The 23043-nt window shown below is 45.7% G+C and carries 19 protein-coding genes and 7 pseudogenes; 14 read left to right on the top strand and 12 right to left on the bottom strand.

The window, feature by feature from the left end; all coding sequences use genetic code 11:
- The first annotated feature begins 43 nt into the window (after positions 1 to 43).
- From ompN to C4F37_RS27370, 3 genes and pseudogenes are all read left to right on the top strand, one after another.
- Positions 44 to 1177, top strand: a complete 1134-nt coding sequence (ompN, locus tag C4F37_RS17180) for a porin OmpN (protein WP_001773902.1) — start codon at positions 44 to 46, stop codon at positions 1175 to 1177.
- A gap of 140 nt (positions 1178 to 1317) precedes the next feature.
- A complete protein-coding gene (gene uspF / locus C4F37_RS17185; RefSeq protein WP_001295593.1) occupies positions 1318 to 1752 on the top strand; it encodes a universal stress protein UspF in 435 nt (144 codons plus the stop codon).
- An 88-nt stretch (positions 1753 to 1840) separates the two neighbouring features.
- Positions 1841 to 2442, top strand: a pseudogene (locus C4F37_RS27370) (metal ABC transporter permease).
- Between the two features lie 1226 nt (positions 2443 to 3668).
- On the opposite strand, the pseudogene C4F37_RS17210 reads toward C4F37_RS27370, so the two are convergent.
- Positions 3669 to 3784, bottom strand: a pseudogene (locus C4F37_RS17210) (DUF1627 domain-containing protein); the annotation flags it as partial.
- Between the two features lie 12 nt (positions 3785 to 3796).
- Between C4F37_RS17210 and C4F37_RS17215 the strand changes: the two are divergent.
- Positions 3797 to 4027: pseudogene (locus C4F37_RS17215) on the top strand (tyrosine-type recombinase/integrase); the annotation flags it as partial.
- A 51-nt stretch (positions 4028 to 4078) separates the two neighbouring features.
- Positions 4079 to 5014, top strand: coding sequence for a tRNA 2-thiocytidine(32) synthetase TtcA (ttcA, locus tag C4F37_RS17220; protein WP_001157412.1), 936 nt, complete (start codon positions 4079 to 4081; stop codon positions 5012 to 5014).
- Positions 5015 to 5142: 128 nt separating this feature from the next.
- Here ttcA and dbpA read toward each other — a convergent pair whose 3' ends face one another.
- The 4 genes from dbpA to ydaN form a co-directional block, all read right to left on the bottom strand.
- Entirely contained in the window at positions 5143 to 6516 is a 1374-nt protein-coding gene (gene dbpA, locus C4F37_RS17225) for an ATP-dependent RNA helicase DbpA (protein WP_000123774.1), read from the bottom strand.
- 29 nt (positions 6517 to 6545) lie between these two features.
- Positions 6546 to 6719, bottom strand: a complete 174-nt coding sequence (gene ynaL / locus C4F37_RS28285) for a proline-rich small protein YnaL (protein WP_001296046.1) — start codon at positions 6717 to 6719, stop codon at positions 6546 to 6548.
- 274 nt (positions 6720 to 6993) lie between these two features.
- Positions 6994 to 7977, bottom strand: a complete 984-nt coding sequence (gene zntB / locus C4F37_RS17235) for a zinc transporter ZntB (RefSeq protein WP_000387388.1) — start codon at positions 7975 to 7977, stop codon at positions 6994 to 6996.
- A gap of 13 nt (positions 7978 to 7990) precedes the next feature.
- Positions 7991 to 8038, bottom strand: coding sequence for a protein YnaN (gene ydaN / locus C4F37_RS27900; protein WP_211180494.1), 48 nt, complete (start codon positions 8036 to 8038; stop codon positions 7991 to 7993).
- Between the two features lie 193 nt (positions 8039 to 8231).
- On the opposite strand from ydaN, the gene dgcM reads away from it, so the two are divergent.
- Positions 8232 to 9464: a diguanylate cyclase DgcM gene (gene dgcM / locus C4F37_RS17240; RefSeq protein WP_000628065.1), complete on the top strand. Its 1233-nt coding sequence runs from the start codon at positions 8232 to 8234 to the stop codon at positions 9462 to 9464.
- A gap of 20 nt (positions 9465 to 9484) precedes the next feature.
- Here the strand turns inward: dgcM and smrA are convergent, their stop codons facing one another.
- From smrA to C4F37_RS17255, 3 genes and pseudogenes are all read right to left on the bottom strand, one after another.
- On the bottom strand, positions 9485 to 10048 hold the full coding sequence (gene smrA, locus C4F37_RS17245; protein ID WP_001046820.1) for a DNA endonuclease SmrA: 564 nt from the start codon (positions 10046 to 10048) through the stop codon (positions 9485 to 9487).
- Positions 10049 to 10301: 253 nt separating this feature from the next.
- A pseudogene (locus tag C4F37_RS17250) lies at positions 10302 to 11697 on the bottom strand (DHA2 family efflux MFS transporter permease subunit); the annotation flags it as partial.
- Positions 11688 to 12578 (bottom strand): annotated as a pseudogene (locus C4F37_RS17255) (HlyD family secretion protein); the annotation flags it as partial. The pseudogenes C4F37_RS17250 and C4F37_RS17255, both read right to left, overlap by 10 nt.
- Positions 12579 to 12674: 96 nt before the next feature.
- On the opposite strand from C4F37_RS17255, the gene C4F37_RS17260 reads away from it, so the two are divergent.
- On the top strand, positions 12675 to 13490 hold the full coding sequence (locus C4F37_RS17260; protein ID WP_000156569.1) for an AraC family transcriptional regulator: 816 nt from the start codon (positions 12675 to 12677) through the stop codon (positions 13488 to 13490).
- A 173-nt stretch (positions 13491 to 13663) separates the two neighbouring features.
- Here the strand turns inward: C4F37_RS17260 and C4F37_RS28425 are convergent.
- Positions 13664 to 13840, bottom strand: a pseudogene (locus tag C4F37_RS28425) (LysR family transcriptional regulator); the annotation flags it as partial.
- Between the two features lie 20 nt (positions 13841 to 13860).
- Between C4F37_RS28425 and C4F37_RS17270 the strand changes: the two are divergent.
- The 4 genes and pseudogenes from C4F37_RS17270 to uspE form a co-directional block, all read left to right on the top strand.
- A pseudogene (locus C4F37_RS17270) lies at positions 13861 to 13992 on the top strand (hypothetical protein); the annotation flags it as partial.
- 10 nt (positions 13993 to 14002) lie between these two features.
- Complete coding sequence (gene ogt, locus C4F37_RS17275) at positions 14003 to 14518, top strand: methylated-DNA--[protein]-cysteine S-methyltransferase (RefSeq protein WP_000945019.1); 516 nt, start codon at positions 14003 to 14005, stop codon at positions 14516 to 14518.
- A gap of 194 nt (positions 14519 to 14712) precedes the next feature.
- Positions 14713 to 15465, top strand: a complete 753-nt coding sequence (gene fnr / locus C4F37_RS17280; RefSeq protein ID WP_000611911.1) for a fumarate/nitrate reduction transcriptional regulator Fnr — start codon at positions 14713 to 14715, stop codon at positions 15463 to 15465.
- A gap of 151 nt (positions 15466 to 15616) precedes the next feature.
- Positions 15617 to 16567, top strand: coding sequence for a universal stress protein UspE (gene uspE / locus C4F37_RS17285; protein WP_001262123.1), 951 nt, complete (start codon positions 15617 to 15619; stop codon positions 16565 to 16567).
- A gap of 49 nt (positions 16568 to 16616) precedes the next feature.
- Here the strand turns inward: uspE and C4F37_RS17290 are convergent, their stop codons facing one another.
- Complete coding sequence (locus C4F37_RS17290; RefSeq protein WP_000605090.1) at positions 16617 to 16874, bottom strand: DUF2534 family protein; 258 nt, start codon at positions 16872 to 16874, stop codon at positions 16617 to 16619.
- A gap of 243 nt (positions 16875 to 17117) precedes the next feature.
- On the opposite strand from C4F37_RS17290, the gene ynaI reads away from it, so the two are divergent.
- A complete protein-coding gene (gene ynaI / locus C4F37_RS17295) occupies positions 17118 to 18149 on the top strand; it encodes a low conductance mechanosensitive channel YnaI (RefSeq protein ID WP_000559904.1) in 1032 nt (343 codons plus the stop codon).
- A 50-nt stretch (positions 18150 to 18199) separates the two neighbouring features.
- On the opposite strand, the gene mppA is transcribed toward ynaI, so the two are convergent.
- Positions 18200 to 19813, bottom strand: coding sequence for a murein tripeptide ABC transporter substrate-binding protein MppA (gene mppA / locus C4F37_RS17300; RefSeq protein ID WP_000682996.1), 1614 nt, complete (start codon positions 19811 to 19813; stop codon positions 18200 to 18202).
- 336 nt (positions 19814 to 20149) lie between these two features.
- Positions 20150 to 21049: a DNA-binding transcriptional regulator PgrR gene (gene pgrR / locus C4F37_RS17305; RefSeq protein WP_000817700.1), complete on the bottom strand. Its 900-nt coding sequence runs from the start codon at positions 21047 to 21049 to the stop codon at positions 20150 to 20152.
- Positions 21050 to 21186: 137 nt separating this feature from the next.
- Here pgrR and C4F37_RS17310 point away from each other — a divergent pair, with 137 nt between their 5' ends.
- Together C4F37_RS17310 and C4F37_RS17315 are read left to right on the top strand one after the other, a co-directional pair.
- Positions 21187 to 22107, top strand: a complete 921-nt coding sequence (locus C4F37_RS17310; protein WP_001538718.1) for an alpha/beta hydrolase — start codon at positions 21187 to 21189, stop codon at positions 22105 to 22107.
- 70 nt (positions 22108 to 22177) lie between these two features.
- Positions 22178 to 22816, top strand: coding sequence for an SDR family oxidoreductase (locus C4F37_RS17315; RefSeq protein WP_001556942.1), 639 nt, complete (start codon positions 22178 to 22180; stop codon positions 22814 to 22816).
- The last annotated feature ends 227 nt before the right edge of the window (positions 22817 to 23043 follow it).

Below are 23043 nucleotides of genomic sequence, written 5' to 3' on the forward strand. Positions count from 1 at the left end.
AATGGGGATGAAAGGCAAATAAAATAACTAAAGGATTTATTCAATGAAAAGCAAAGTACTGGCACTCTTAATTCCTGCCCTGCTCGCTACAGGTGCTGCACATGCAGCCGAAGTTTATAATAAAGACGGCAACAAATTAGATCTGTATGGCAAAGTTGATGGCCTGCATTATTTTTCTGATAATTCAGCGAAAGATGGCGACCAGAGCTATGCTCGTCTGGGTTTTAAAGGCGAAACCCAAATTAACGATCAACTCACTGGCTACGGTCAATGGGAATACAATATTCAGGCAAACAACACCGAATCTTCAACAAACCAGTCATGGACCCGTCTGGCATTTGCCGGACTGAAATTTGCAGATTACGGTTCTTTCGATTACGGACGTAATTATGGCGTAATGTACGACATCGAAGGCTGGACTGATATGCTACCTGAATTTGGCGGTGACTCTTATACCAATGCAGACAACTTTATGACTGGTCGTGCCAATGGCGTCGCGACTTATCGTAATGCTGATTTCTTCGGTCTGGTAAATGGTCTGAACTTCGCGGTGCAGTATCAAGGTAACAACGAAGGTGCCAGTAATGGTCAGGAAGGCACCAACAACGGACGTGATGTTCGCCATGAAAACGGTGACGGCTGGGGTCTTTCCACAACATATGATTTAGGCATGGGCTTTAGCGCTGGTGCGGCATACACCTCTTCTGACCGCACCAATGACCAGGTTAACCATACTGCGGCAGGTGGTGATAAAGCAGACGCGTGGACTGCTGGGCTAAAATACGATGCTAACAATATTTACCTGGCAACCATGTATTCAGAAACGCGTAATATGACCCCGTTTGGCGACAGCGATTATGCTGTTGCAAACAAAACCCAGAACTTTGAAGTCACTGCACAGTACCAGTTTGATTTTGGTCTGCGTCCGGCAGTCTCTTTCCTGATGTCTAAAGGCCGTGACCTGCACGCTGCCGGTGGTGCAGACACCCCAGCAGGTGTTGATGATAAAGATCTGGTTAAATACGCCGATGTTGGCGCGACTTACTATTTCAATAAAAACATGTCCACCTATGTTGACTATAAAATCAACCTGTTGGATGAAGATGACAGTTTCTACGCTGCCAACGGCATCTCTACCGATGATATTGTCGCTTTAGGTCTGGTTTATCAGTTCTAAATCCCCCTGCCCGCTGTTTTGGCGGGCTTTTTCTGCTTATTCTTCCTCCTTTGATCTAAATTAAAAATGTGAACTCCGTCATTACACAAAAAGTGTCATCTGGCGTTACACTTTATGCGGATACTAAAACAGGAGGTTTTATGAACAGAACGATTCTTGTCCCTATCGATATTTCCGATTCAGAATTAACTCAACGCGTGATTAGCCACGTTGAGGCAGAGGCAAAGATTGATGATGCAGAGGTTCATTTCCTGACGGTAATACCTTCGCTGCCCTACTATGCCTCTCTGGGTTTAGCCTATTCCGCAGAATTACCGGCAATGGATGATCTGAAAGCGGAAGCCAAATCGCAACTGGAAGAGATCATTAAAAAATTTAAACTGCCAACCGACAGAGTGCATGTCCATGTTGAAGAAGGCTCGCCCAAAGACCGCATTCTGGAATTGGCGAAGAAGATCCCCGCTCATATGATCATCATTGCTTCCCATCGACCGGATATCACCACTTATCTGCTCGGTTCTAACGCCGCAGCTGTAGTGCGTCACGCAGAGTGCTCCGTGCTGGTTGTGCGCTGACACTAACGCCCGCACATTGCTGCGGGCTTTTTGATTCATTTCGCAAATGTGCTGACATTTTCCCCTCTAATCATTACAATTTAAATTTATGAATTATGCATTGATAATCGCTATTATAATATCGTTCCCCTGTGCATTATTATCAGTTTTTCTGGTATTAAAAGACTGGGCGCTAATAGGAGATGCAATGAACCACGCAATGTTTCCTGGCATAGTTCTATGCCTGGATTATAGGTATGCCGCTGGGAATTGGTGCATTTATTGTAGGACTGTCTTGTGCAATTGCAACTGGCTATCTGAAAGATAATAGCATCATAAAGAAAGATACCATTATAGGTATCGTTTTTTCAGGAATTTTTGTCTTGACTATCAACAGGCACAATTCAGCGGATTACAGATATCATTATTACATTACGGTTTACTCTGCATGGTATCGCCTACCATTTTTGCCACATTAAAAGCAGTCGGAATTATTCTGTCTATATACTATTAATAGCTCCAGGGTCTATTGCTGTCCTCATCACGCATCGCTTTCATAAGACATTACTTATCGCCGTAACGATATCAATAACAATATCAGGCGTATGGTTATTATATTTTCTCGACAGAGCCCCAGCGCCGACAATCGTCCTCTTATTTGCTGTAGCATTTCTTTTCGCGCTTATAATAATCAATTTTCGGAAACAATAATCTCAACAGTAGAATAAAGAGGCAAATCAATCATTACATATATAAGATGGTGCTAATATTGCACCGCCTTTAAATTGAACTTTATCCTTTCACCCTTACACAATTTAAGGAATGCAGATGACTATTTTATCAGCACCCAGCCTTTTTCCTGGTAATCGAAAACTTGAAAATCATTAACTCTAAGAAATTCTGCCAAATCGTTGAAATTACTTTAAATTAGACTCGAACAAATCAATCCCTGATGGGACTTTTACTTATCAATTTAATCGTGTAGATATCGACCTCCATCTGCCCGCCTCAGATTCGTACCTGGTGGAGGTCTTTTTTCGTTACCTCTTTCCCCCTTTAGTTCAGTATAAAATCATCAAACTAATGCTGTTCACACTATTTACCTCCAGCATTCTATATAAATAATAGAAATAAAAACCCCAATACATAGTGCATTGGCATGACCAAACATCAATGCCATTATACTCGCCTCTGTTAAATACTCGCTAGTTAATATGATAGGCACGCATGATATAACAATCCATATGCTAATACATAAATACATCAGTATTTTTCTCATAGTCAGTCCCTGTGATTAACAATCAAGGCATAGTTAAGCATATTTCACATTCAAACGTAAACATTATTAATAACATTATGTCAATCGAACTGACATCACGATTCAAGCCCTCTTCAGACTGAAGGTTAGAGCAGCGTAGAACATTTCAAAACAATACACTAAAAAAATACTTGAACAAAAAACTTAATTCTTTTTTATTGTGAACTTTAGTAATTTTGTCATGCAACTCTTTATTACATTTAGGCCTATCTTATTTCATGGCAACGCAGATACAGGACCATTTCTTGTGCTATGGATAAGTAATAAGCTAGTTACATCTTATTAAGAGAACCATTTTTACATATCAAGATATCATCACCACCCACAATGAATTAAGTATTTTTCTTATTCTTTAGATTAGATACGTAATGAATCCCTAACTCCATTCGGGTGTCATGGTTCTTTCATTTGAAATACATTCATATCCAATGTAATATTTCCATGCGCAAATATAACCACCAACCATACCCATCATTTATTACAGAGAATTATTTTATTCACCGAAAAGTTTCACAAAATATCCCCTGATAGAAAACTAAAAAACACTGCATAATATCGCTATTCTGGCACTTGCGAAAAATTATATTCTGCACTTGTTGTAGCGTTCTATTTCTCCGCCTGGCAACGAATGCACAATGTCCGCCACAGTTTCTGTTCTAATTTCTTCCTGTGTTACCGCATCCTGTACGGGTAGCGCAACACCAGCATGCTAAGCAAGGCTTTCCCATCAGATTTCACTACGACTATTTGGGAGCGAGATGGAATGCAGCAGTAAAACGTGCTGGTATTCGCCGCCGTAATCCGTACCATACGCGACATACTTTTGCCTGCTGGCTGTTGACGGCAGGAGCGAACCCGGCATTTATAGCCAGCCAGATGGGGCATGAAACTGCGCAGATGGTGTATGAAATTTACGGTATGTGGATTGATGACATGAACGACGAACAGGTAGCCATGTTGAATGCGCGGTTATCGTAGTTGCAAAGTTTGCCCTCAATATGCCACATTTAGTACCAGAGAACTGAAATAATGCAAGAAAATCAACAAATTACAAAGAAAGAACAATACAACCTGAACAAATTACAAAAACGTCTGCGTCGTAACGTGGGCGAAGCCATTGCTGACTTCAATATGATTGAAGAAGGCGATCGCATCATGGTTTGCCTCTCCGGGGGTAAAGACAGCTATACCATGCTGGAGATTCTGCGCAATTTGCAGCAAAGCGCGCCAATCAATTTTTCGCTGGTGGCTGTTAACCTCGATCAAAAGCAACCGGGCTTCCCGGAACACGTTCTGCCCGAGTATCTTGAAACGCTGGGCGTTGAGTACAAGATTGTTGAAGAGAACACTTACGGTATCGTGAAAGAGAAGATTCCGGAGGGCAAAACCACTTGCTCACTGTGTTCTCGTCTTCGTCGCGGTATCCTTTATCGCACCGCAACGGAACTGGGGGCGACGAAGATCGCGCTGGGTCACCATCGTGACGATATCCTGCAAACGCTGTTCTTAAATATGTTCTACGGTGGCAAGATGAAAGGTATGCCTCCGAAACTGATGAGCGATGATGGCAAACATATCGTGATTCGTCCGCTGGCCTACTGCCGCGAGAAAGATATTCAGCGCTTTGCCGATGCAAAAGCGTTCCCGATTATTCCGTGCAACCTGTGCGGTTCACAGCCTAACCTGCAACGTCAGGTGATTGCTGACATGTTGCGTGACTGGGATAAACGTTATCCGGGGCGTATCGAGACGATGTTCAGCGCGATGCAGAATGTGGTGCCGTCGCATCTGTGCGATACCAACCTGTTCGATTTCAAAGGCATTACCCACGGTTCTGAAGTGGTTAACGGGGGTGATCTGGCGTTTGATCGCGAAGAGATCCCACTACAACCAGCGGGCTGGCAGCCTGAAGAAGATGAAAATCAGTTGGATGAGTTACGGCTGAATGTGGTTGAAGTGAAATAACCAGGATAGCGCCCGATGCGCAAGCGTATCGGGCTACTCTTATGGAGGCCGGAGAAGACGCGGCCAGCGTCACATCCGGCAATCCCGAAGAAGATGTTTACTCTTGCACCCTGCAATTCAACATTTCATTATTTTAATAACCGCACCCGGCACGTTTTTCCTTTAATCTTCCCGCCCTGTAGCTGTTTCCATGCTTTATGAGCAACAGCCTGACGCACCGCGACATAAACATGCGCCGGATGCACGGCGATTTTGCCAATATCTGCGCCATCAAGCCCGATGTCTCCTGTCAGCGCACCTAATACATCACCCGGGCGCATTTTGGCTTTTTTCCCGCCATCGATACACAACGTTGCCATTTCTGCTTCCAGCGGCACAATGGAACTATTCGCTGGCGGCGTTTGCCAGTTAAGTTTTATCTGCAACATGTCAGAAATGATATTGGCCCGCTGTGCTTCTTCCGGGGCACAGAAACTGATCGCCAGACCGCTATTTCCTGCACGAGCTGTACGACCGATGCGATGTACATGAACTTCAGGGTCCCACGCCAGCTCAAAGTTCACCACCAGCTCAAGCGATTTTATATCCAGACCACGCGCAGCAACATCAGTCGCGACCAATACACGGGCGCTACCGTTAGCAAAACGTACCAGGGTCTGATCGCGATCGCGTTGCTCCAGATCGCCGTGTAACGACAATGCACTTTGCCCTACTTCATTCAGCGCGTCGCAGACAGACTGGCAATCTTTTTTGGTATTGCAAAACACCACGCAAGAGGATGGCTGATGCAAGCTTAATAACCGTTGCAACAGAGGAATTTTGCCTTTGCTGGATGTCTCATAAAATTGTTGTTCAATAGGTGGCAGAGCATCTGTTGAGTCAATTTCAATCGCTAAAGGATCGCGTTGCACTCTTCCGCTGATTGCGGCAATGGCTTCCGGCCAGGTTGCCGAAAACAGAAGTGTCTGCCGAGATGCTGGCGCAAAACAGATGACATCATCAATGGCGTCGCTAAATCCCATATCCAGCATGCGGTCGGCCTCATCCATCACCAGCGTATTCAACGCATCCAGTGATACAGTGCCTTTTTGCAGGTGATCCAGCAAACGGCCCGGCGTTGCCACGATAATATGCGGCGCATGTTGCAACGAATCACGCTGCATACCGAACGGTTGACCACCGCACAACGTCAAAATTTTGGTATTTGGCAGAAAACGCGCCAGCCGACGCAATTCACCTGCCACCTGATCCGCCAGTTCACGCGTAGGACACAGCACTAAAGCCTGGGTTTGAAATAGCGACACATCAATTTGCTGTAACAAGCCGAGGCCAAAAGCCGCCGTTTTGCCGCTGCCGGTTTTCGCCTGCACGCGAACATCTTTTCCGGCAAGGATCGCCGGAAGCGCGGCGGCCTGCACCGGCGTCATGGTTAAATAACCCAACTCATTAAGGTTTGTGAGTTGGGCGGGAGGCAAAACATTCAGGGTAGAAAAAGCGGTCACAATCTATTCTCGTGGTCATCGACGCAAAGTCAGCAGGCGCGTATCCTCGCAGATCTACGCTCACGATGCGACAATTTAATCGGTTCTTCATCGGGTGGTGGGTCAGGCATGGGTTGCGGGCGAGGGATCGGATCGGGTACTGGAACAGGATCGCCAGGAATCGGTTCAGGGACAGGAATTTGCAAATAAATAAGTGTCGTCATATTTCCCTCCGGTCATTGGGTGGACTCTTAAAGGGTAGACGCTGATAAATAACAGGCAAAAAAAAGCCGACTCATCAAAGTCGGCGTCGTACGAATCAATTGTGCTATGCAGTAATTCAAAAAAGGAAGTAAGACAATATGGAGCGCAACGCCCATCGCTTGACGTTGCATTCACCTGCAAGAGAGATATTGCCCTGAATGGGTAGAGAGTTTATTGACTTCGCTCAAACTTTACGGCGTTTTTGTATACAGACAGCCGGAAAAATTGCTTTTGTTACAACCATTTACTACGATGCAACCATAAAGCAACACCACCAATAAGAACAACTAACAGAATACAAAAAATTGAAAATCCAAATTGCCATCCGCCGCCAGGGATCCCACCAAGGTTGACGCCAAATAACCCTGTCAGAAACGTACTGGGTAAAAAGACCATTGCCATCAACGACATTGTATAGGTACGACGAGCTAAATTTTCCTGCATCACCTGAGCGATTTCATCCGCCATCACGCCAGTCCGTGCTATACAGGCGTCGATTTCGTCAAGACCGCGCCCAAGGCGATCGGCAATATCCTGCATCCGACGGCGTTGGTCATCGCTCATCCACGGCAAACGTTCACTGGCAAGACGAGCATAAACATCACGTTGCGGTGCCATATAGCGACGCATCACAATTAATTGTTTGCGCAGCAGAGCCAGAAATCCACGCGGTGGAATTTGCTGATCGAGAAGATTATCTTCGAGGTCGATAATTTTATCGTGCAGCTGCTCGATAAATTCGCTGGAATGATCGGTCAACGCATCGCACACATCCACCAGCCACCCCCCGCAATCGGTCGGACCAGTGCCCTCTTCAAGATCGCTCACCACATCGTCCAGCGCCAGCACTTTGCGTTGTCGGGTCGAAACAATTAACCGCCCGTCCATATATACACGCATAGCGACCAGTTGATCGGGGCGTTCATCGGTGCTGCCGTTTATACAGCGCAATGTAATCAGCGTGCCTTCACCGAGACGGCTGACTCGGGGCCGTGTGCTCTCGCCCGCCAGCGCATCACGTACGTTATTGGGAAGCAGCGGTGTTGTCGCCAGCCATTGGGCGCTATCATGGTGTACATAATTAAGGTGGAGCCAGCAGGGATGCGCTTCATCAATCACATCTGTATTTTCCAGCGGTTTAACGCCGCCTCTACCATCCAGCATCCAGGCAAATACTGCATCCGGGACATTAACGTCCGATCCCTTAATCGCTTCCACAGTGCCTCCATCATCAACGCATTATTTTGTAGTCTAGCCTTCTGGCCCTGTTACGCAACATCTCATCACCCCATTACCCTGAAATGATTAATAAAATTCTGTCTAAATTGAATACAAAAAGCAAAATGCTTTTCCGTATACAAACCGTGTGAAGTGTTAAATAGCGTCTATCATTATCAGAATTATCTGATCATATGACGTGGCTTTTTTGCGATCGGATAGCAACAAAAATTGATAAAAATAATGGGATCTCAATGATTACACACAACTTCAATACCCTGGACTTACTCACCAGTCCTGTCTGGATCGTTTCGCCCTTTGAGGAACAGTTAATTTATGCCAACAGCGCGGCGCGACTGTTGATGCAAGACCTCACGTTTAGTCAGCTACGAACCGGTCCCTATTCCGTCTCCTCACAAAAAGAACTGCCGAAATACCTCTCCGATCTGCAAAATCAACACGATATTATCGAAATCCTCACCGTTCAGCGTAAAGAAGAGGAAACAGCATTAAGCTGTCGGCTTGTTTTGCGAGAGCTGACAGAAACAGAACCGGTGATTATTTTCGAAGGTATCGAAGCACCGGCAACGCTGGGTTTAAAAGCCAGTCGCTCGGCAAATTATCAGCGCAAAAAACAAGGTTTTTATGCGCGCTTTTTTCTGACTAACTCTGCACCAATGTTGTTGATTGACCCCTCACGAGATGGCCAAATCGTCGATGCTAACCTCGCCGCGCTCAATTTCTATGGTTATAACCATGAAACGATGTGCCAGAAACATACCTGGGAAATTAATATGCTCGGGCGTCGCGTCATGCCTATCATGCATGAAATCTCGCATTTACCCGGTGGTCATAAACCTTTGAATTTTGTTCATAAACTGGCGGATGGTTCGACTCGTCATGTGCAGACCTATGCCGGGCCGATTGAAATTTATGGCGACAAGCTCATGTTATGTATTGTGCATGATATTACTGAGCAAAAACGGCTGGAGGAGCAGCTGGAACATGCTGCCCACCATGATGCGATGACCGGATTACTGAATCGGCGACAGTTTTATCACATTACCGAGCCAGGCCAAATGCAGCACCTCGCCATCGCTCAGGATTACAGCTTGTTGCTCATCGACACCGATCGTTTTAAACACATTAACGATCTCTATGGGCATTCTAAAGGTGATGAGGTGTTATGCGCCCTTGCCCGCACTCTCGAAAGTTGCGCTCGCAAAGGCGATTTGGTGTTTCGTTGGGGAGGCGAAGAGTTTGTCTTATTGCTACCAAGAACCCCACTGGATACCGCGCTTTCGCTGGCTGAAACTATCCGCGTAAGCGTGGCAAAAGTGAGTATTTCGGGCTTACCACGCTTTACTGTCAGCATTGGTGTGGCGCATCACGAAGGAAATGAAAGCATCGATGAACTGTTTAAACGCGTTGATGATGCTTTGTATCGAGCGAAAAATGATGGACGCAACCGCGTGCTGGCGGCATAAGCCGCGGATGCGTCTCGTGATCAACGACTGCGCTTAGCGTGGCGCTCCCAGTTTTCTTGCTTCGCCTGCGCTGTTTTACGTAGTGCGACGTAACACGCCCCGCTGCCGCCATGATGCGGTAGCGCGGTGCAATATGCCTGAACATCATCAAATTCGGTCAGCCAGCGCGCCACATAGCTGCGGACAATATTGGCATGCGATTTATCATCCCGTCCTTTGCCATGAATAATCAGCACGTTACGCAAACCATCCGCCAGGGCTTGTTGAATGAAACTGAACATCATTTTGCGGCACTCTTCCACCGGCTGGCGCAAAAGATTCAGGCTCGCCTGTTGCGGATATTTACCACTGCGCAGCTTATCCAGCACCCCATGTTGCAACCCTTCCCGCCGAAACTCCAGCGGCTGACTTAGCGGGATGATGTCGAGAAATCCAGTGGTGAGGAAATTATCAAGTTGCAGCGTGTCGATACGCTGCGGCGCACGTTGGTTACGCGTTGGATGCCAGTGGACATCTGTAGCACGTTTCAGCGGCTGGACATCTTCCATGGCGTCAAGAAACAGCGATTTGTCGTCAAGGTTCATGTAACCTCCTATGCACCTTCACACGTCGTGATTCAGACGGGTTAATTGTTCATACTTACTGCATCGTTCCCTTCACAGATTGAAACAATACTCTACTTCATACCTGTGAGTATCTGCGCAGGCGGGGCATTTTATACTAGCCTGTTAGCAGTATCGAACAGTTTAGCCCGAGTTTAATTCAGCACAGGCTCCGATCAGGATGATTTATTCATAGCAGGAACCAACAAAAATGCGATAAATAACAGACCACTGATTAGCAGAAAGGTATCCGAAAATGCCATAGTTTGCGCCTCCCTCAGCATCAATTGACTCAATAATTTGGTTGAAGCCAGTATTTCCGATGTCTGGTCACTTCCACTGCGATTAAAAAACAAAGCACTTCTGGAAATGAAGTCATTCACCGTATGGGGAACAGAAACCATTTTTTCACCCATTCTCGAAAAATGAAAATTAGTTCGATTATTGAGAATAGAGCCACACAGGGCAATACCAATTGCGCCCCCAAGATTACGTGTTAAATTAAATACACCAGAGGCTAACTTCAGCCGTTCTTTTGGAATTCCCCCCAGCGTTAATGTTACGATGGGGGCCATCGCAAACTGCTGCGAAATCCCTCTAATTGCCTGTGGAAACAGTAACTCCTGCCATCCCCATTCGTGGGTTATAGGGGTAAAAAGATACATTGAAAACACAAATCCGCCCAGCCCCGCCATCAACAGCCATTGCAGATTTATTTTTTTACTTAACCAGAAGTAAAAGGGAACAGAAAATAACTGGAAAATACCTGTTGTGCAAACGGCAAAACCTATCTCTTCGGCATTTAATCCGCGAACCTGCCCCAAAAACACAGGTATTAAATATACAGTAGAGAATATTCCAACCCCTCCAGAAAAAGAAAAGAAACATCCCAGTGTGAAATTTTTATCCTTAAAAGCATGAAGATCCATTATCGGATTGGATATTTTAAGTGTACGCGCAGCAAATAAAATAAAACTCACCAATGCCAGAACTGATGTCAGCAAAATAGTATTATCATCCAGCCATCCCCAGCGCGCTCCTTCTTCAAGGGTATATTCCAGACATCCCAGTGTCATGGCCAACAGGATAATACTCGGATAATCAGCAACTTTCAGTAAAGAGAGATCAGGTTTATCAAAATTAACCAGAAAAGGAATACTCAAAACTAAATATATGCCCGGTAATATATTGATATAAAATAGCCATCGCCAGTCGAGGTTATCAGTGATCCAGCCCCCCAGAGTTGGCCCTAGCGTCGGTGACAGTGAGGCCAGCGCACTGACTACCGCAGCAGCCAACCCCAACTCTTTACCCTGGTAATAAATAAACGCCGTCGTGAAAACTAAAGGGATCATGGATGCGCCAGCAACTCCCTGTAAAGCACGAAAAAAAATCATGATCTGAATATTCCATGCAAGTCCACAAGCGATACTCATTAAAGTAAATATTCCCGCGGATAGAGTAAAAAGCCAACGAGTGGAAAATACCCGTGACAGCCACCCAGAGAGCGGAATAACAATAATCTCGGCAATTAAATAGCTGGTCTGAAGCCAGGCCATTTCGTCTTTACCTGCGGACAGACCACCACCTATTTCATTTAGGGATGACGATACAATTTGAATATCAAGCTGAAACTGGCTCCTGTCGCTGGGGAAAGGCTTTCAATGTGACCGTGAAACACTTCCCCTTTGAGAATATCAGCACGGATCTCAGCCTTCATTCCTGGCTTCATTCCCGCTATTTGGTTTTCTTTATAATTTGCATCAACCCACAACTCACTGACTGGTACTAGTGAAACTAACGATGTGCCGCCTTCCACCCAACTGCCTGTATGGGCGCTGCGGTTTGCGACAATGCCATCAATCGGCGCACGAACAAGGGTATATTCCAGATCCAGTAGTGCCTGAGTCAAAGCGGCCTGAACTTCTTCGATACTTGCACGTACGTTTTCTTCCTGAGCAGATAAAACTGCCAGCCGTTGCTTCTCCACCAGGAAATCGTTCGCGGCTTTGCGCTCCTTTGCTGCGACCTGCTGGTAGTCAAACCTGGCGTTATCAATAATTTGTTGCGATATTGCCGCTGATTGTGCGAGTTTTTCATAACGTTCAGTATCTCGCAGGCGCTTTTGCTCCTCATGTTTTACTGCCTGCCATGTTTCACTGGCACTTTGAATTATCGACTGCTGCATCGCAATAGTGGCTTGAATGCTTTCGAGATTGGCTTTGCTACTTTTTATTTTTGCCTCAAGCCTGGCGACATTTGCACGATAATCCCGATCATCGAGACGCAGGATAATATCGCCTTTTTTTACGCTCTGATTATCGCGCACCTCTATAGCAGAAATATAACCAGAAACTTTACTTGCCACCGTGGTGATATTACCACCAATGTAAGCATCATCCGTCGTCTGTATAAATCTTCCTTTGCTTACCCACCAGATAAAAAAGACAACGCCAGCCAAAATAATACCGATCGCTACCACCCCAATAAGCTGTTTTTTAGAAATTATCATCACTCTTTACACCGTATATATCCGGAAACTTGCATACGTCATATTTAAAATTTAACATGGCTTATTTGATGATTTCTGACAAAATACCTACTGTAAATGACAATCACACTGCAACCCAAAGCATCACCAGGGCATCACATTATCGGACTGGATTCGGAACATCTGAATGGAGGCACAGTTCCCTGGCATAAACATCTCTATGCCCAGTTGCTTTACCCGGCTGAAGGAGTCGTTCGTATATGGGCTGGAGAAAGCGTCTGGCTAGTGCATGCCAGCAGCGCGCTTTGGCTGCCCCCACAAATGCCGCATAAGTTTGTTGCGACAGGCAACGTACTTTTAAAAACCGTACTGGTTTCAGAAGCGGAAAGTGAAACGCTGGGAAAAGTTTGCTTCATGACGGGTATTTCACCCCTGTTAAGGGAATTACTAATTGCAATTAACCAACTTCCACCGTCGCAAAGTACCACAGATAAACAACAGTTACGTTTTTCAGCCCTCGAGACACTGATACTTCAGGAAATAAAAATGGGGGTGAAAATGTCACTTGAACTCCCTTGGCCAAATGATGAGCGGCTACAGCAGCTTTGTGAGAATTTGCTAAACAACCAAGGGTATCTGCCAACACTGGATAATCTAGCGGATAAAATTAACGTCAGTAGCCGTACACTCATGCGCTTATTTGTTAAAGAGACGGGATTAACATTTCGCCACTGGGTTCAGCAAATGCACGTTATTTCTGCAGTGACGCTTCTTGATGATGGATATTCGTTGACCAAAATTGCCCATCGTCTGGGCTATGCCTCAGCTGAATCGTTCGGCAATATGTTTAAGCGTCGAACGGGCTACTCACCCGGTAAATTTACTCGTCGATTAACGATGCATGATTATGCAATCACAAGACAAATGATTTAACTTATATTTTCGTGAAATCTGTCACTGAAGAAAATTGGCAACGGATGGGTAAAACCGTTATAACACTGTCACCGGTCACCAGGACCCCAGGCCGGATTTAAGACGAGGATGCACTGCTGTGTGTACTGTAGAGTCTGGTGGATGTCGACAGGCTCTATTTTTTTATTCATTTTTTAGCTCTGTAAATAACCACATTCTCGCCGGGATTGGGGAATGAGTGACGAGATCAGTGGTGTCTGGCGGCTATCACGCCACAGAATCAAATAACGGATAGCCTACGGTAAAATTTCGCTGACTGGAATTTGATGGCTTGCCCTCATTTCTTCAGGCAGAAAAATCAAAAAATCGCTTTATGCTTAAATACTTCGACAAACCAGACGCTAAACCTGGTACTTACTTTTTGTTAGTATTAATCTTTTCGGTGGTATGGCTGCTGATGTTGCTGGCGTGGTATCTTGTTGGCTTGCCGATAGGTCCGGGTATTTACCCACGTTTGTCTTAAGAGAGAACAGATGCTGAGATTACTTGAAGAAAAAATTGCCACGCCACTGGGTCCACTGTGGGTGATTTGCGATGAGCAATTTCGCCTGCGGGCGGTTGAATGGGAAGAGTACAGCGAACGCATGGTGCAGCTGCTGGACATCCATTATCGCAAAGAAAGCTATGAGCGCATTTCTGCCACCAACCCAGGTGGTTTAAGCGACAAGCTTCGTGAATATTTTGCCGGTAATCTTAGCATTATTGATACGCTTCCCACTGCCACGGGGGGGACGCCATTTCAGCGCGAAGTCTGGAAAACACTGCGCACTATCCCCTGCGGGCAGGTAATGCATTATGGCCAACTGGCTGAACAATTAGGCCGCCCTGGCGCGGCGCGTGCCGTTGGTGCGGCAAACGGATCGAATCCCATCAGCATCGTCGTACCTTGCCATCGGGTTATTGGCCGAAACGGCACCATGACCGGATATGCAGGCGGAGTTCAGCGAAAAGAGTGGTTATTGCGCCACGAAGGTTATCTTTTGCTGTAAACATTAAACAATTTGTGCCAGCTTGTTCACACTTTTATGTAAAGTCACCCTTAACAACTTAAGGGTTTTCAAATAGATAGACATATATTTACATCTAATATCGGAATTCTCTGCTGTTAAGGTTTGCTTAGACTTACTTGCTCCCTAAAAAGATGTTAAAATTGACAAATATCAATTACGGCTTGAGCAGACCTATGATCCCGGAAAAGCGAATTATACGGCGCATTCAGTCTGGCGGTTGTGCTATCCATTGCCAGGATTGCAGCATCAGCCAGCTTTGCATCCCGTTCACACTCAACGAACATGAGCTTGATCAGCTTGATAATATCATTGAGCGGAAGAAGCCTATTCAGAAAGGCCAGACGCTGTTTAAGGCTGGAGATGAACTAAAATCGCTTTATGCCATCCGCTCCGGTACGATTAAAAGTTATACCATCACTGAGCAAGGCGACGAGCAAATCACTGGTTTCCATTTAGCAGGCGATCTGGTGGGATTTGATGCCATCGGCAGCGGTCATCACCCGAGTTTCGCGCAGGCGCTGGAAACCTCGATGGTATGTGAAATCCCGTTCGAAACGCTGGACGATTTGTCTGGTAAAATGCCGAATCTGCGTCAGCAGATGATGCGTCTGATGAGCGGTGAAATCAAAGGCGATCAGGACATGATCCTGCTGTTGTCGAAGAAAAATGCCGAGGAACGTCTGGCTGCATTCATCTACAACCTGTCCCGTCGTTTTGCCCAACGCGGCTTCTCCCCTCGTGAATTCCGCCTGACGATGACTCGTGGTGATATCGGTAACTATCTGGGCCTGACGGTTGAAACCATCAGCCGTCTGCTGGGTCGCTTCCAGAAAAGCGGTATGCTGGCAGTCAAAGGTAAATACATCACTATCGAAAATAACGATGCGCTGGCCCAGCTTGCTGGTCATACGCGTAACGTTGCCTGATTCTTCCGCATAACTCACTATCCTTCTGTCATATCATTAAATTTTTCTGATTTATTGATCTGACAGAAGGTTCATCACTGTTTCATTCACCAGATATGGGTTAATCTTTTAATTACAAACTGCGTTGACAGTTGTTGTAAGGAGACCCTGTATGGCTATGTATCAGAACATGCTCGTTGTTATCGATCCTAACCAGGACGACCAACCAGCATTGCGGCGAGCTGTTTATTTACATCAACGGATTGGTGGCAAAATTAAAGCCTTTTTGCCGATCTATGACTTCTCATACGAAATGACCACCCTGCTCTCTCCGGACGAACGTACCGCTATGCGTCAGGGCGTCATCAGCCAGCGTACAGCCTGGATCCACGAGCAGGCAAAATATTATCTCAATGCTGGCGTTCCCATTGAAATTAAAGTGGTCTGGCATAACCGTCCTTTCGAAGCCATCATTCAGGAAGTGATCAGCGGCGGGCACGATTTGGTGCTAAAAATGGCGCACCAACATGACCGTCTGGAAGCGGTGATTTTTACGCCAACGGACTGGCATCTGTTACGCAAATGCCCAAGCCCGGTGTGGATGGTGAAAGACCAGCCGTGGCCGGAAGGGGGTAAGGCGCTGGTGGCGGTGAATCTCGCCAGTGAAGAGCCGTACCATAATGCGCTCAATGAAAAACTGGTCAAAGAGACGATCGAACTGGCAGAACAAGTCAACCATACCGAAGTTCATCTGGTTGGCGCTTATCCGGTAACGCCAATTAATATCGCGATTGAACTGCCGGAATTTGACCCGAGCGTTTATAACGATGCCATTCGTGGGCAACATTTGCTGGCAATGAAAGCTCTGCGGCAGAAATTCGGCATTAATGAAAACATGACGCACGTAGAAAAAGGTCTGCCCGAAGAGGTGATTCCTGATTTGGCGGAGCACTTACAGGCGGGGATTGTGGTTCTGGGCACGGTCGGACGCACCGGTATTTCAGCAGCATTCCTTGGCAACACGGCGGAACAGGTGATTGATCATCTTCGCTGCGACCTGCTGGTCATTAAACCTGACCAGTATCAGACACCCGTTGAACTGGATGACGAAGAAGACGATTAACGACTCTTCAATAACTGACAAGGCCCGAGTTATCGGGCCTATTTTTTACTTACTGCTCTTCGCCGCCAAGGAAATAAATTCCCAACGGGATTGCCAGCAACACAGTAAAGACCAGGCTATAAACAAAAATCATCGATGACTGAATCACATACATTGATGTCGTCCACTCAGACAGCGGAATATTGTACTGTTCTATAACGCCGCCGATGGTCGCGCGAGTCACAACCGACGCCGCAATAATGAAAACCGCCAACAAACCAAAGAGAAATTTCTTCCCTTTCGCTGACTTCAGTTTCGCCATAATCATGATGTAATCCTTGTGCAGATAAATTTCTTGTTACCTAAACGTAACAATACCATGACATTTCACCGTTGTCTGCTCTGAAAATCTCACCTCTTAGCTGGATTTACAATCAACGCATTGATTAGTTAGCTAATGTTGCTACTTCCTTCCCTGACTATTGATGATCTGAATGAATTGTCGCGGTAAAATAGTCCCGCCAGGGGTTTCCGGCATGACGACAATTATCTGGAGGAGCCTGATAAAACAATGATCGCTGAACTGTTTACAAATAATGCGCTTAATCTGGTCATTATTTTCGGTAGCTGCGCAGCATTGATTCTGATGAGCTTTTGGTTTCGCCGTGGAAATCGTAAAAGAAAAGGATTTTTATTCCATGCGGTGCAATTTTTAATCTACACCATAATTATTAGTGCTGTTGGTAGCATCATTAACTATGTTATAGAAAACTATAAACTCAAATTTATCACCCCAGGCGTTATCGATTTTATCTGTACGTCCCTGATTGCGGTTATTCTGACGATTAAGCTATTTCTGCTGATTAATCAGTTTGAAAAACAGCAGATTAAAAAAGGTCGCGATATCACCAGTGCGCGGATCATGTCGCGCATTATCAAAATCACCATTATTGTGGTGCTTGTTCTGCTTTATGGCGAACATTTCGGCATGAGCCTTTCTGGCTTGTTGACCTTTGGTGGTATTGGTGGTCTGGCTGTCGGTATGGCCGGTAAAGATATTCTGAGTAACTTCTTTTCCGGGATTATGCTCTATTTCGACCGTCCTTTCAGTATTGGCGACTGGATCCGTTCACCGGACAGAAATATCGAAGGTACAGTAACGGAAATTGGCTGGCGAATTACCAAAATTAAGACCTTTGATAATCGTCCATTGTACGTACCGAACTCGCTGTTTTCGTCGATCAGCGTAGAAAATCCTGGACGAATGACCAACCGGCGCATTACCACGACCATTGGTTTACGTTATGAGGATGCGGCAAAAGTGGGCGTTATTGTCGAAGCCGTACGTGAGATGCTGAAAAATCACCCGGCCATCGACCAGCGACAAACCTTACTGGTTTATTTCAACCAGTTTGCTGATTCGTCATTAAATATTATGGTTTATTGCTTTACCAAAACCACGGTATGGGCTGAGTGGCTTGCCGCACAGCAAGACGTTTATTTGAAGATTATCGATATTGTACAGTCACACGGCGCGGACTTTGCCTTCCCCAGCCAGACGCTGTATATGGATAACATTACACCGCCGGACCAGGGTCGCTAAATCAGACATCACTGGCGTTATCCACAAGGGTAACGCCAGTTCCCATCACATTAATGCTTCACAATATACATAGTCCGACTGTACGCCACATCTTCAGGGTTATTAATGGGATAACCTTTCAGCCACGGCTTGATTAATCGTCCATTGGTATATTGATAAATTGGTGCAATCGGTGCTTGCTCCATGAGGATTTTTTCTGCCGCGTTGTAATCGGCATTACGCGCTTTAACGGTATTTTCCGTCGATGCCTGGGCCAGAACTTTGTCATATGCCGGATTGTTAAAGCGTGAAATATTCCCGGAATGCGTTGACGTTAATAATGTCAGGAAAGTGGAGGGTTCATTATAATCCCCTACCCACGAGGCGCGGATAACATCAAAATTGCCGGTATTACGGCTATCGATATAGGTTTTCCATTCCTGGTTTTGCAATTTAACATCTACGCCCAGGTTCTTTTTCCACATCGATGCTACAGCAATCGCAATTTTTTGATGGTTTTCTGAAGTGTTATACAAAAGCGTCAACTTCAGCGGTTTTTGCGGACCATAACCAGCTGCGCTCAACAAAGTTTTTGCCTGCGCATTCAGTTCTTCCTGACTCATTTGTTCAAACGGCGAAGGTTCCGGCGTAAATCCCGCGGTAACATCTGGTGTAAAATGCCACGCTGGCTTTTCGCCCGTCCCCAACACTTTTTCGGTCATCAGGCGGCGATCTATCGTCATACTTAATGCCAGGCGAACGCGCTGATCTGCCGTCGGCCCTTTTTGCGTGTTAAACGCATAATAATAGGTCCCGAGCTGCGGCGGCGTATAAACCTGCCCCGGAATATCCTTCAACAACTTCTGATACATATTTTTCGGGAAGGATTCGGTGATATCAATATCCCCCGCGAGATAACGCTTAGTGGCTGCGGATTCCTGATTAATTGGCAGGAAGGTCACTTTTTGCAGTACCGTTTTGGCGTTATCCCAATAATGGGTATTCGGCACTACGACCAGTTTTTCATTGACTACGCGCTCTTTAAGAACATAAGCGCCATTGCCGATCAGATTTCCGGGTTTCGTCCACTCTTTACTGCTTTCTACGTTGGCTTTTTGCACCGGGAAGAAGGCAAAGTTAGCGGTTAAATTCACAAACCACGGCAATGGTTTATCAAGCTGGATTTTCAAAGTATGGGCATCAACTGCGGTGACGCCAAGCTGGTCAGGCGCGGCTTTACCATCAATAATCGCCTGTGCGTTGTTGATTCCCGCCAGCGCGGCAAACCATGCAAATGGCGATAGCGTTTTCGGGTCCACCAGACGTTGCCAGCTGTAGACAAAATCTTGCGCCGTTACCGGTGTGCCATCCGCCCATTTTGCGTTATCGCGCAGGGTAAAAGTCCAGATACGGTTGTCATTACTTTTCCACTGAGTCGCAACGCCGGGGACAATCTCCCCTTTCTCGTTCTGATTCACCAGTCCTTCAAACAGATCGCGAATGACCTGAATCTCCGGCAGGCCCACGGCTTTAGCGGGATCCAGCGACGCTGGCTCATCTTTAATGTGGCGCACCAGCTCCTGCTTCTCTGCCAGTACTGTGCCGCTCGGAACTTCAGCAGCATACGAAAGAGAAATGCTGCTGACCAACAGCGCACAACACGTGACTGAAACAGAGTGCTTCATAAGTTTCCCTCTAACCGACATTAAAATTGATGCGTAATTATTTGTTTCGCTTTAAAGAAATGCAAACAACTTCCATCAAAAAAGTGACAAAGGAAGCATCAAATGTTTTAAGTATCAATATATCAAATCAGATTTAGTGTAAATAATAGTCTCCAAAATGCGGTAAAGCACATAGAACTCCGAACACTACGTTCGGGCTTCGCACATTCAAACCCGTTTTCGGTATCATAATCAGCATCTGTCGCCATTGTGCGAAGAATAAAAAATAACCAAAACGTTGAAAGGAACTGAGAATACGTTAAGAGAAGAATTAAATTAATGTATCAGCAAGTAGTGCTAAACAGCACCTTTATACTTCAGCCTATCTATAAATAATGAGAATGCCGAGCCAGCATGTCGACGGTGTGGATAGTACAGGTGATAACCGGGTAAATCTGGTGTGAATTTATCCAAAACACGTATCAGTTTTTTTTCTTTAATAGCCCGCTCAACCTGATCATAAGGTAGATACGCCAATCCATGCCCATCAATTGCAGCATCAATGATCAGGTCTATCGTATTCAGTAAAAGCTGACCTTCCATGCGAACACGAACTTCACGTCCACCGCGTATTAATCTCCAGCGATTTGCTGTACCCGATGTGGGAAGATACAAATTAATTGCCTGATGATCTATTAATTGTGACACTGACGTTGGAGCACTTCGACGAGAAAAATAATCCGGTGAGCCAACAATAGCCATTGGTATGTCTGGCCCGATTCGAATGGCGATCATATCTTTATCCATCTCCCCACCCAGACGGACGCCTGCATCAAAACGTTCAGAAACGACATCGGTCAAACCATAATCAATGGTAAGCTGAATATCAATTTCAGGATGCGATTTCAGGAATGTGCGCATAGCTGGTAACAATATCGTTTTTGCTGCATGTTCTACAGTAGTAATACGTATTGTCCCGGATGGGCGGTTCTGCAGATCGCTCAGGGATGTCAGGGCAGAATCTATGTCATGCAACATAGGGCCAAGAACAGACAAAAGATGCTCGCCCGCTTCAGTGGGTACAACGCTGCGCGTGGTTCGCGTCAGAAGCCGCAATCCCAATCGTTCTTCTATACGGCGCACTATCTGGCTTAAAGCTGACTGCGCCATGCTCAGGCGGGCTGCTGCGCGAGTGAAGCTACGCTCCTCTGCAACAACGACAAACGCCATCAGATCAGCGATTTCTTCACGCTTCATTCAGTATCTCCATACAATCTATTAATCATTTAAATGATAGGTCTAATCATGATTTTGGGTCTAATCAACTTAATGATCAATATCTATAGTGATATCACCAACCGTTAAAACGAACCGACAACTCCATGAGGAACGGAATGATGAATAATAAAGTCAGCTTCACTAACAGCAATAATCCAACCATCTCTTTGTCTGCAGTGATCTATTTCCCTCCAAAATTTGATGAAACCCGTCAGTATCCGGCAATTGTGGTATCTCACCCAGGTGGGGGCGTTAAAGAGCAAACGGTCGGAACCTATGCCGAAAAACTGGCGGAAAAGGGATTTGTCACTATTGCTTATGACGCATCTTATCAAGGTGAAAGCGGCGGCGAGCCGCGTCAGTTAGAAAACCCATACATTCGTACTGAAGACGTCAGTGCCGTGATTGATTACCTGACAACGCTTTCTTATGTCGACAATACCCGAATTGGTGCGATGGGAATTTGTGCCGGTGCAGGATATACAGCCAATGCTGCAATTCAGGATCGCCGCATCAAGGCCATCGGTACTGTTAGTGCGGTCAATATTGGTTCGATGTTCCGTAATGGTTGGGAAAACAATGTGAAATCTATTGATGCCCTACCATACGTTGACGCGGGTTCAAACGCCCGAACCAGCGATATTAGCAGCGGAGAATACGCCACTATGCCACTGGCACCAATGAAGGAGTCCGATGCGCCGAACGAAGAACTGCGTCAGGCCTGGGAATATTACCACACCCCTCGCGCGCAGTATCCAACAGCACCGGGTTACGCTACTTTGCGCAGCCTTAACCAGATTATTACCTATGATGCTTACCATATGGCGGAAGTGTACCTGACTCAGCCGATACAGATTGTGGCGGGCAGCCAGGCTGGGAGCAAATGGATGAGTGACGACCTGTACGATCGAGCATCAAGCCAGGATAAACGCTATCACATTGTTGAAGGCGCAAACCATATGGATCTTTATGATGGCAAAGTCTATGTGGCTGAAGCAATTTCAGTATTAGCTCCGTTCTTTGAGGAAACTCTGTAATGAAACATATTCAAATCCGTAATAGTGATATGGCCTGGCATATTGCTGCCAATAATCTGGGAAAAGTTTCATGAAAAATGTACTGATTCTTGGTGCTGGCGGTCAGATAGCCCGCCATGTGATTAATCAACTGGCAGATAAACAAACCATTAAACAAACTTTATTTGCCCGTCAGCCAGCAAAAATCCACAAACCCTATCCCACTAATAGCAAGATTATTATGGGGGATGTACTGAATCATGCAGCACTGAAGCAAGCCATGCAGGGACAGGATGTTGTGTATGCCAACCTTACGGGGGAAGATTTAGATATTCAGGCAAATTCAGTGATCGCTGCGATGAAAGCCTGTGATGTTAAACGTCTGATCTTTGTTCTTTCCCTCGGTATTTATGATGAAGTTCCAGGAAAATTTGGCGAATGGAATAATGCAGTTATTGGTGAACCCCTAAAACCATTCCGCAGGGCTGCGAATGCAATTGAGGCTTCTGGACTGGAATATACAATTCTTCGCCCTGCCTGGCTGACTGATGAAGATATTATTGATTATGAGCTTACCTCACGCAATGAACCATTCAAAGGTACGATCGTATCACGTAAGAGTGTCGCAGCATTAATCACAGATATCATCGATAAACCTGAGAAACACATTGGTGAGAATATAGGCATCAATCAACCCGGGACTGATGGTGATAAACCCTTCTTCATGTAAATCAATTATATAGCTACCATCGTACTGTACTATGTGCAGTACGATTTATTAAACTTATTAAGGTGAACTGATCAATCAGATGCGATTAACATGTGTAGAACCAGTAAGAATAAAATACGCCATGTATATAACATTACGACAATTCTAATATCTGCACATCAATGAAAATACAAACAACTTCCGGCAAAAAAGTGATACAAGATCGATGACATAGCGTTGAAGAAAAG

Origin of the sequence: Escherichia sp. R1 (genome assembly GCF_003000935.1) — a bacterium.
GTDB classification, from domain to species: Bacteria; Pseudomonadota; Gammaproteobacteria; order Enterobacterales; family Enterobacteriaceae; genus Escherichia; species Escherichia coli.

Excerpts from the sequence above, each read along its gene's own strand:
- ompN (WP_001773902.1), top strand. The coding sequence starts at position 44 with ATGAAAAGCAAAGTACTGGCACTCTTAATTCCTGCCCTGCTCGCTACA.
- uspF (WP_001295593.1), top strand. The coding sequence starts at position 1,318 with ATGAACAGAACGATTCTTGTCCCTATCGATATTTCCGATTCAGAATTA.
- ttcA (WP_001157412.1), top strand. The coding sequence starts at position 4,079 with ATGCAAGAAAATCAACAAATTACAAAGAAAGAACAATACAACCTGAAC.
- ynaL (WP_001296046.1), bottom strand. The coding sequence starts at position 6,719 with ATGACGACACTTATTTATTTGCAAATTCCTGTCCCTGAACCGATTCCT.
- dgcM (WP_000628065.1), top strand. The coding sequence starts at position 8,232 with ATGATTACACACAACTTCAATACCCTGGACTTACTCACCAGTCCTGTC.
- smrA (WP_001046820.1), bottom strand. The coding sequence starts at position 10,048 with ATGAACCTTGACGACAAATCGCTGTTTCTTGACGCCATGGAAGATGTC.
- C4F37_RS17260 (WP_000156569.1), top strand. The coding sequence starts at position 12,675 with ATGACAATCACACTGCAACCCAAAGCATCACCAGGGCATCACATTATC.
- ogt (WP_000945019.1), top strand. The coding sequence starts at position 14,003 with ATGCTGAGATTACTTGAAGAAAAAATTGCCACGCCACTGGGTCCACTG.
- fnr (WP_000611911.1), top strand. The coding sequence starts at position 14,713 with ATGATCCCGGAAAAGCGAATTATACGGCGCATTCAGTCTGGCGGTTGT.
- uspE (WP_001262123.1), top strand. The coding sequence starts at position 15,617 with ATGGCTATGTATCAGAACATGCTCGTTGTTATCGATCCTAACCAGGAC.
- C4F37_RS17290 (WP_000605090.1), bottom strand. The coding sequence starts at position 16,874 with ATGATTATGGCGAAACTGAAGTCAGCGAAAGGGAAGAAATTTCTCTTT.
- ynaI (WP_000559904.1), top strand. The coding sequence starts at position 17,118 with ATGATCGCTGAACTGTTTACAAATAATGCGCTTAATCTGGTCATTATT.
- mppA (WP_000682996.1), bottom strand. The coding sequence starts at position 19,813 with ATGAAGCACTCTGTTTCAGTCACGTGTTGTGCGCTGTTGGTCAGCAGC.
- pgrR (WP_000817700.1), bottom strand. The coding sequence starts at position 21,049 with ATGAAGCGTGAAGAAATCGCTGATCTGATGGCGTTTGTCGTTGTTGCA.
- C4F37_RS17310 (WP_001538718.1), top strand. The coding sequence starts at position 21,187 with ATGATGAATAATAAAGTCAGCTTCACTAACAGCAATAATCCAACCATC.
- C4F37_RS17315 (WP_001556942.1), top strand. The coding sequence starts at position 22,178 with ATGAAAAATGTACTGATTCTTGGTGCTGGCGGTCAGATAGCCCGCCAT.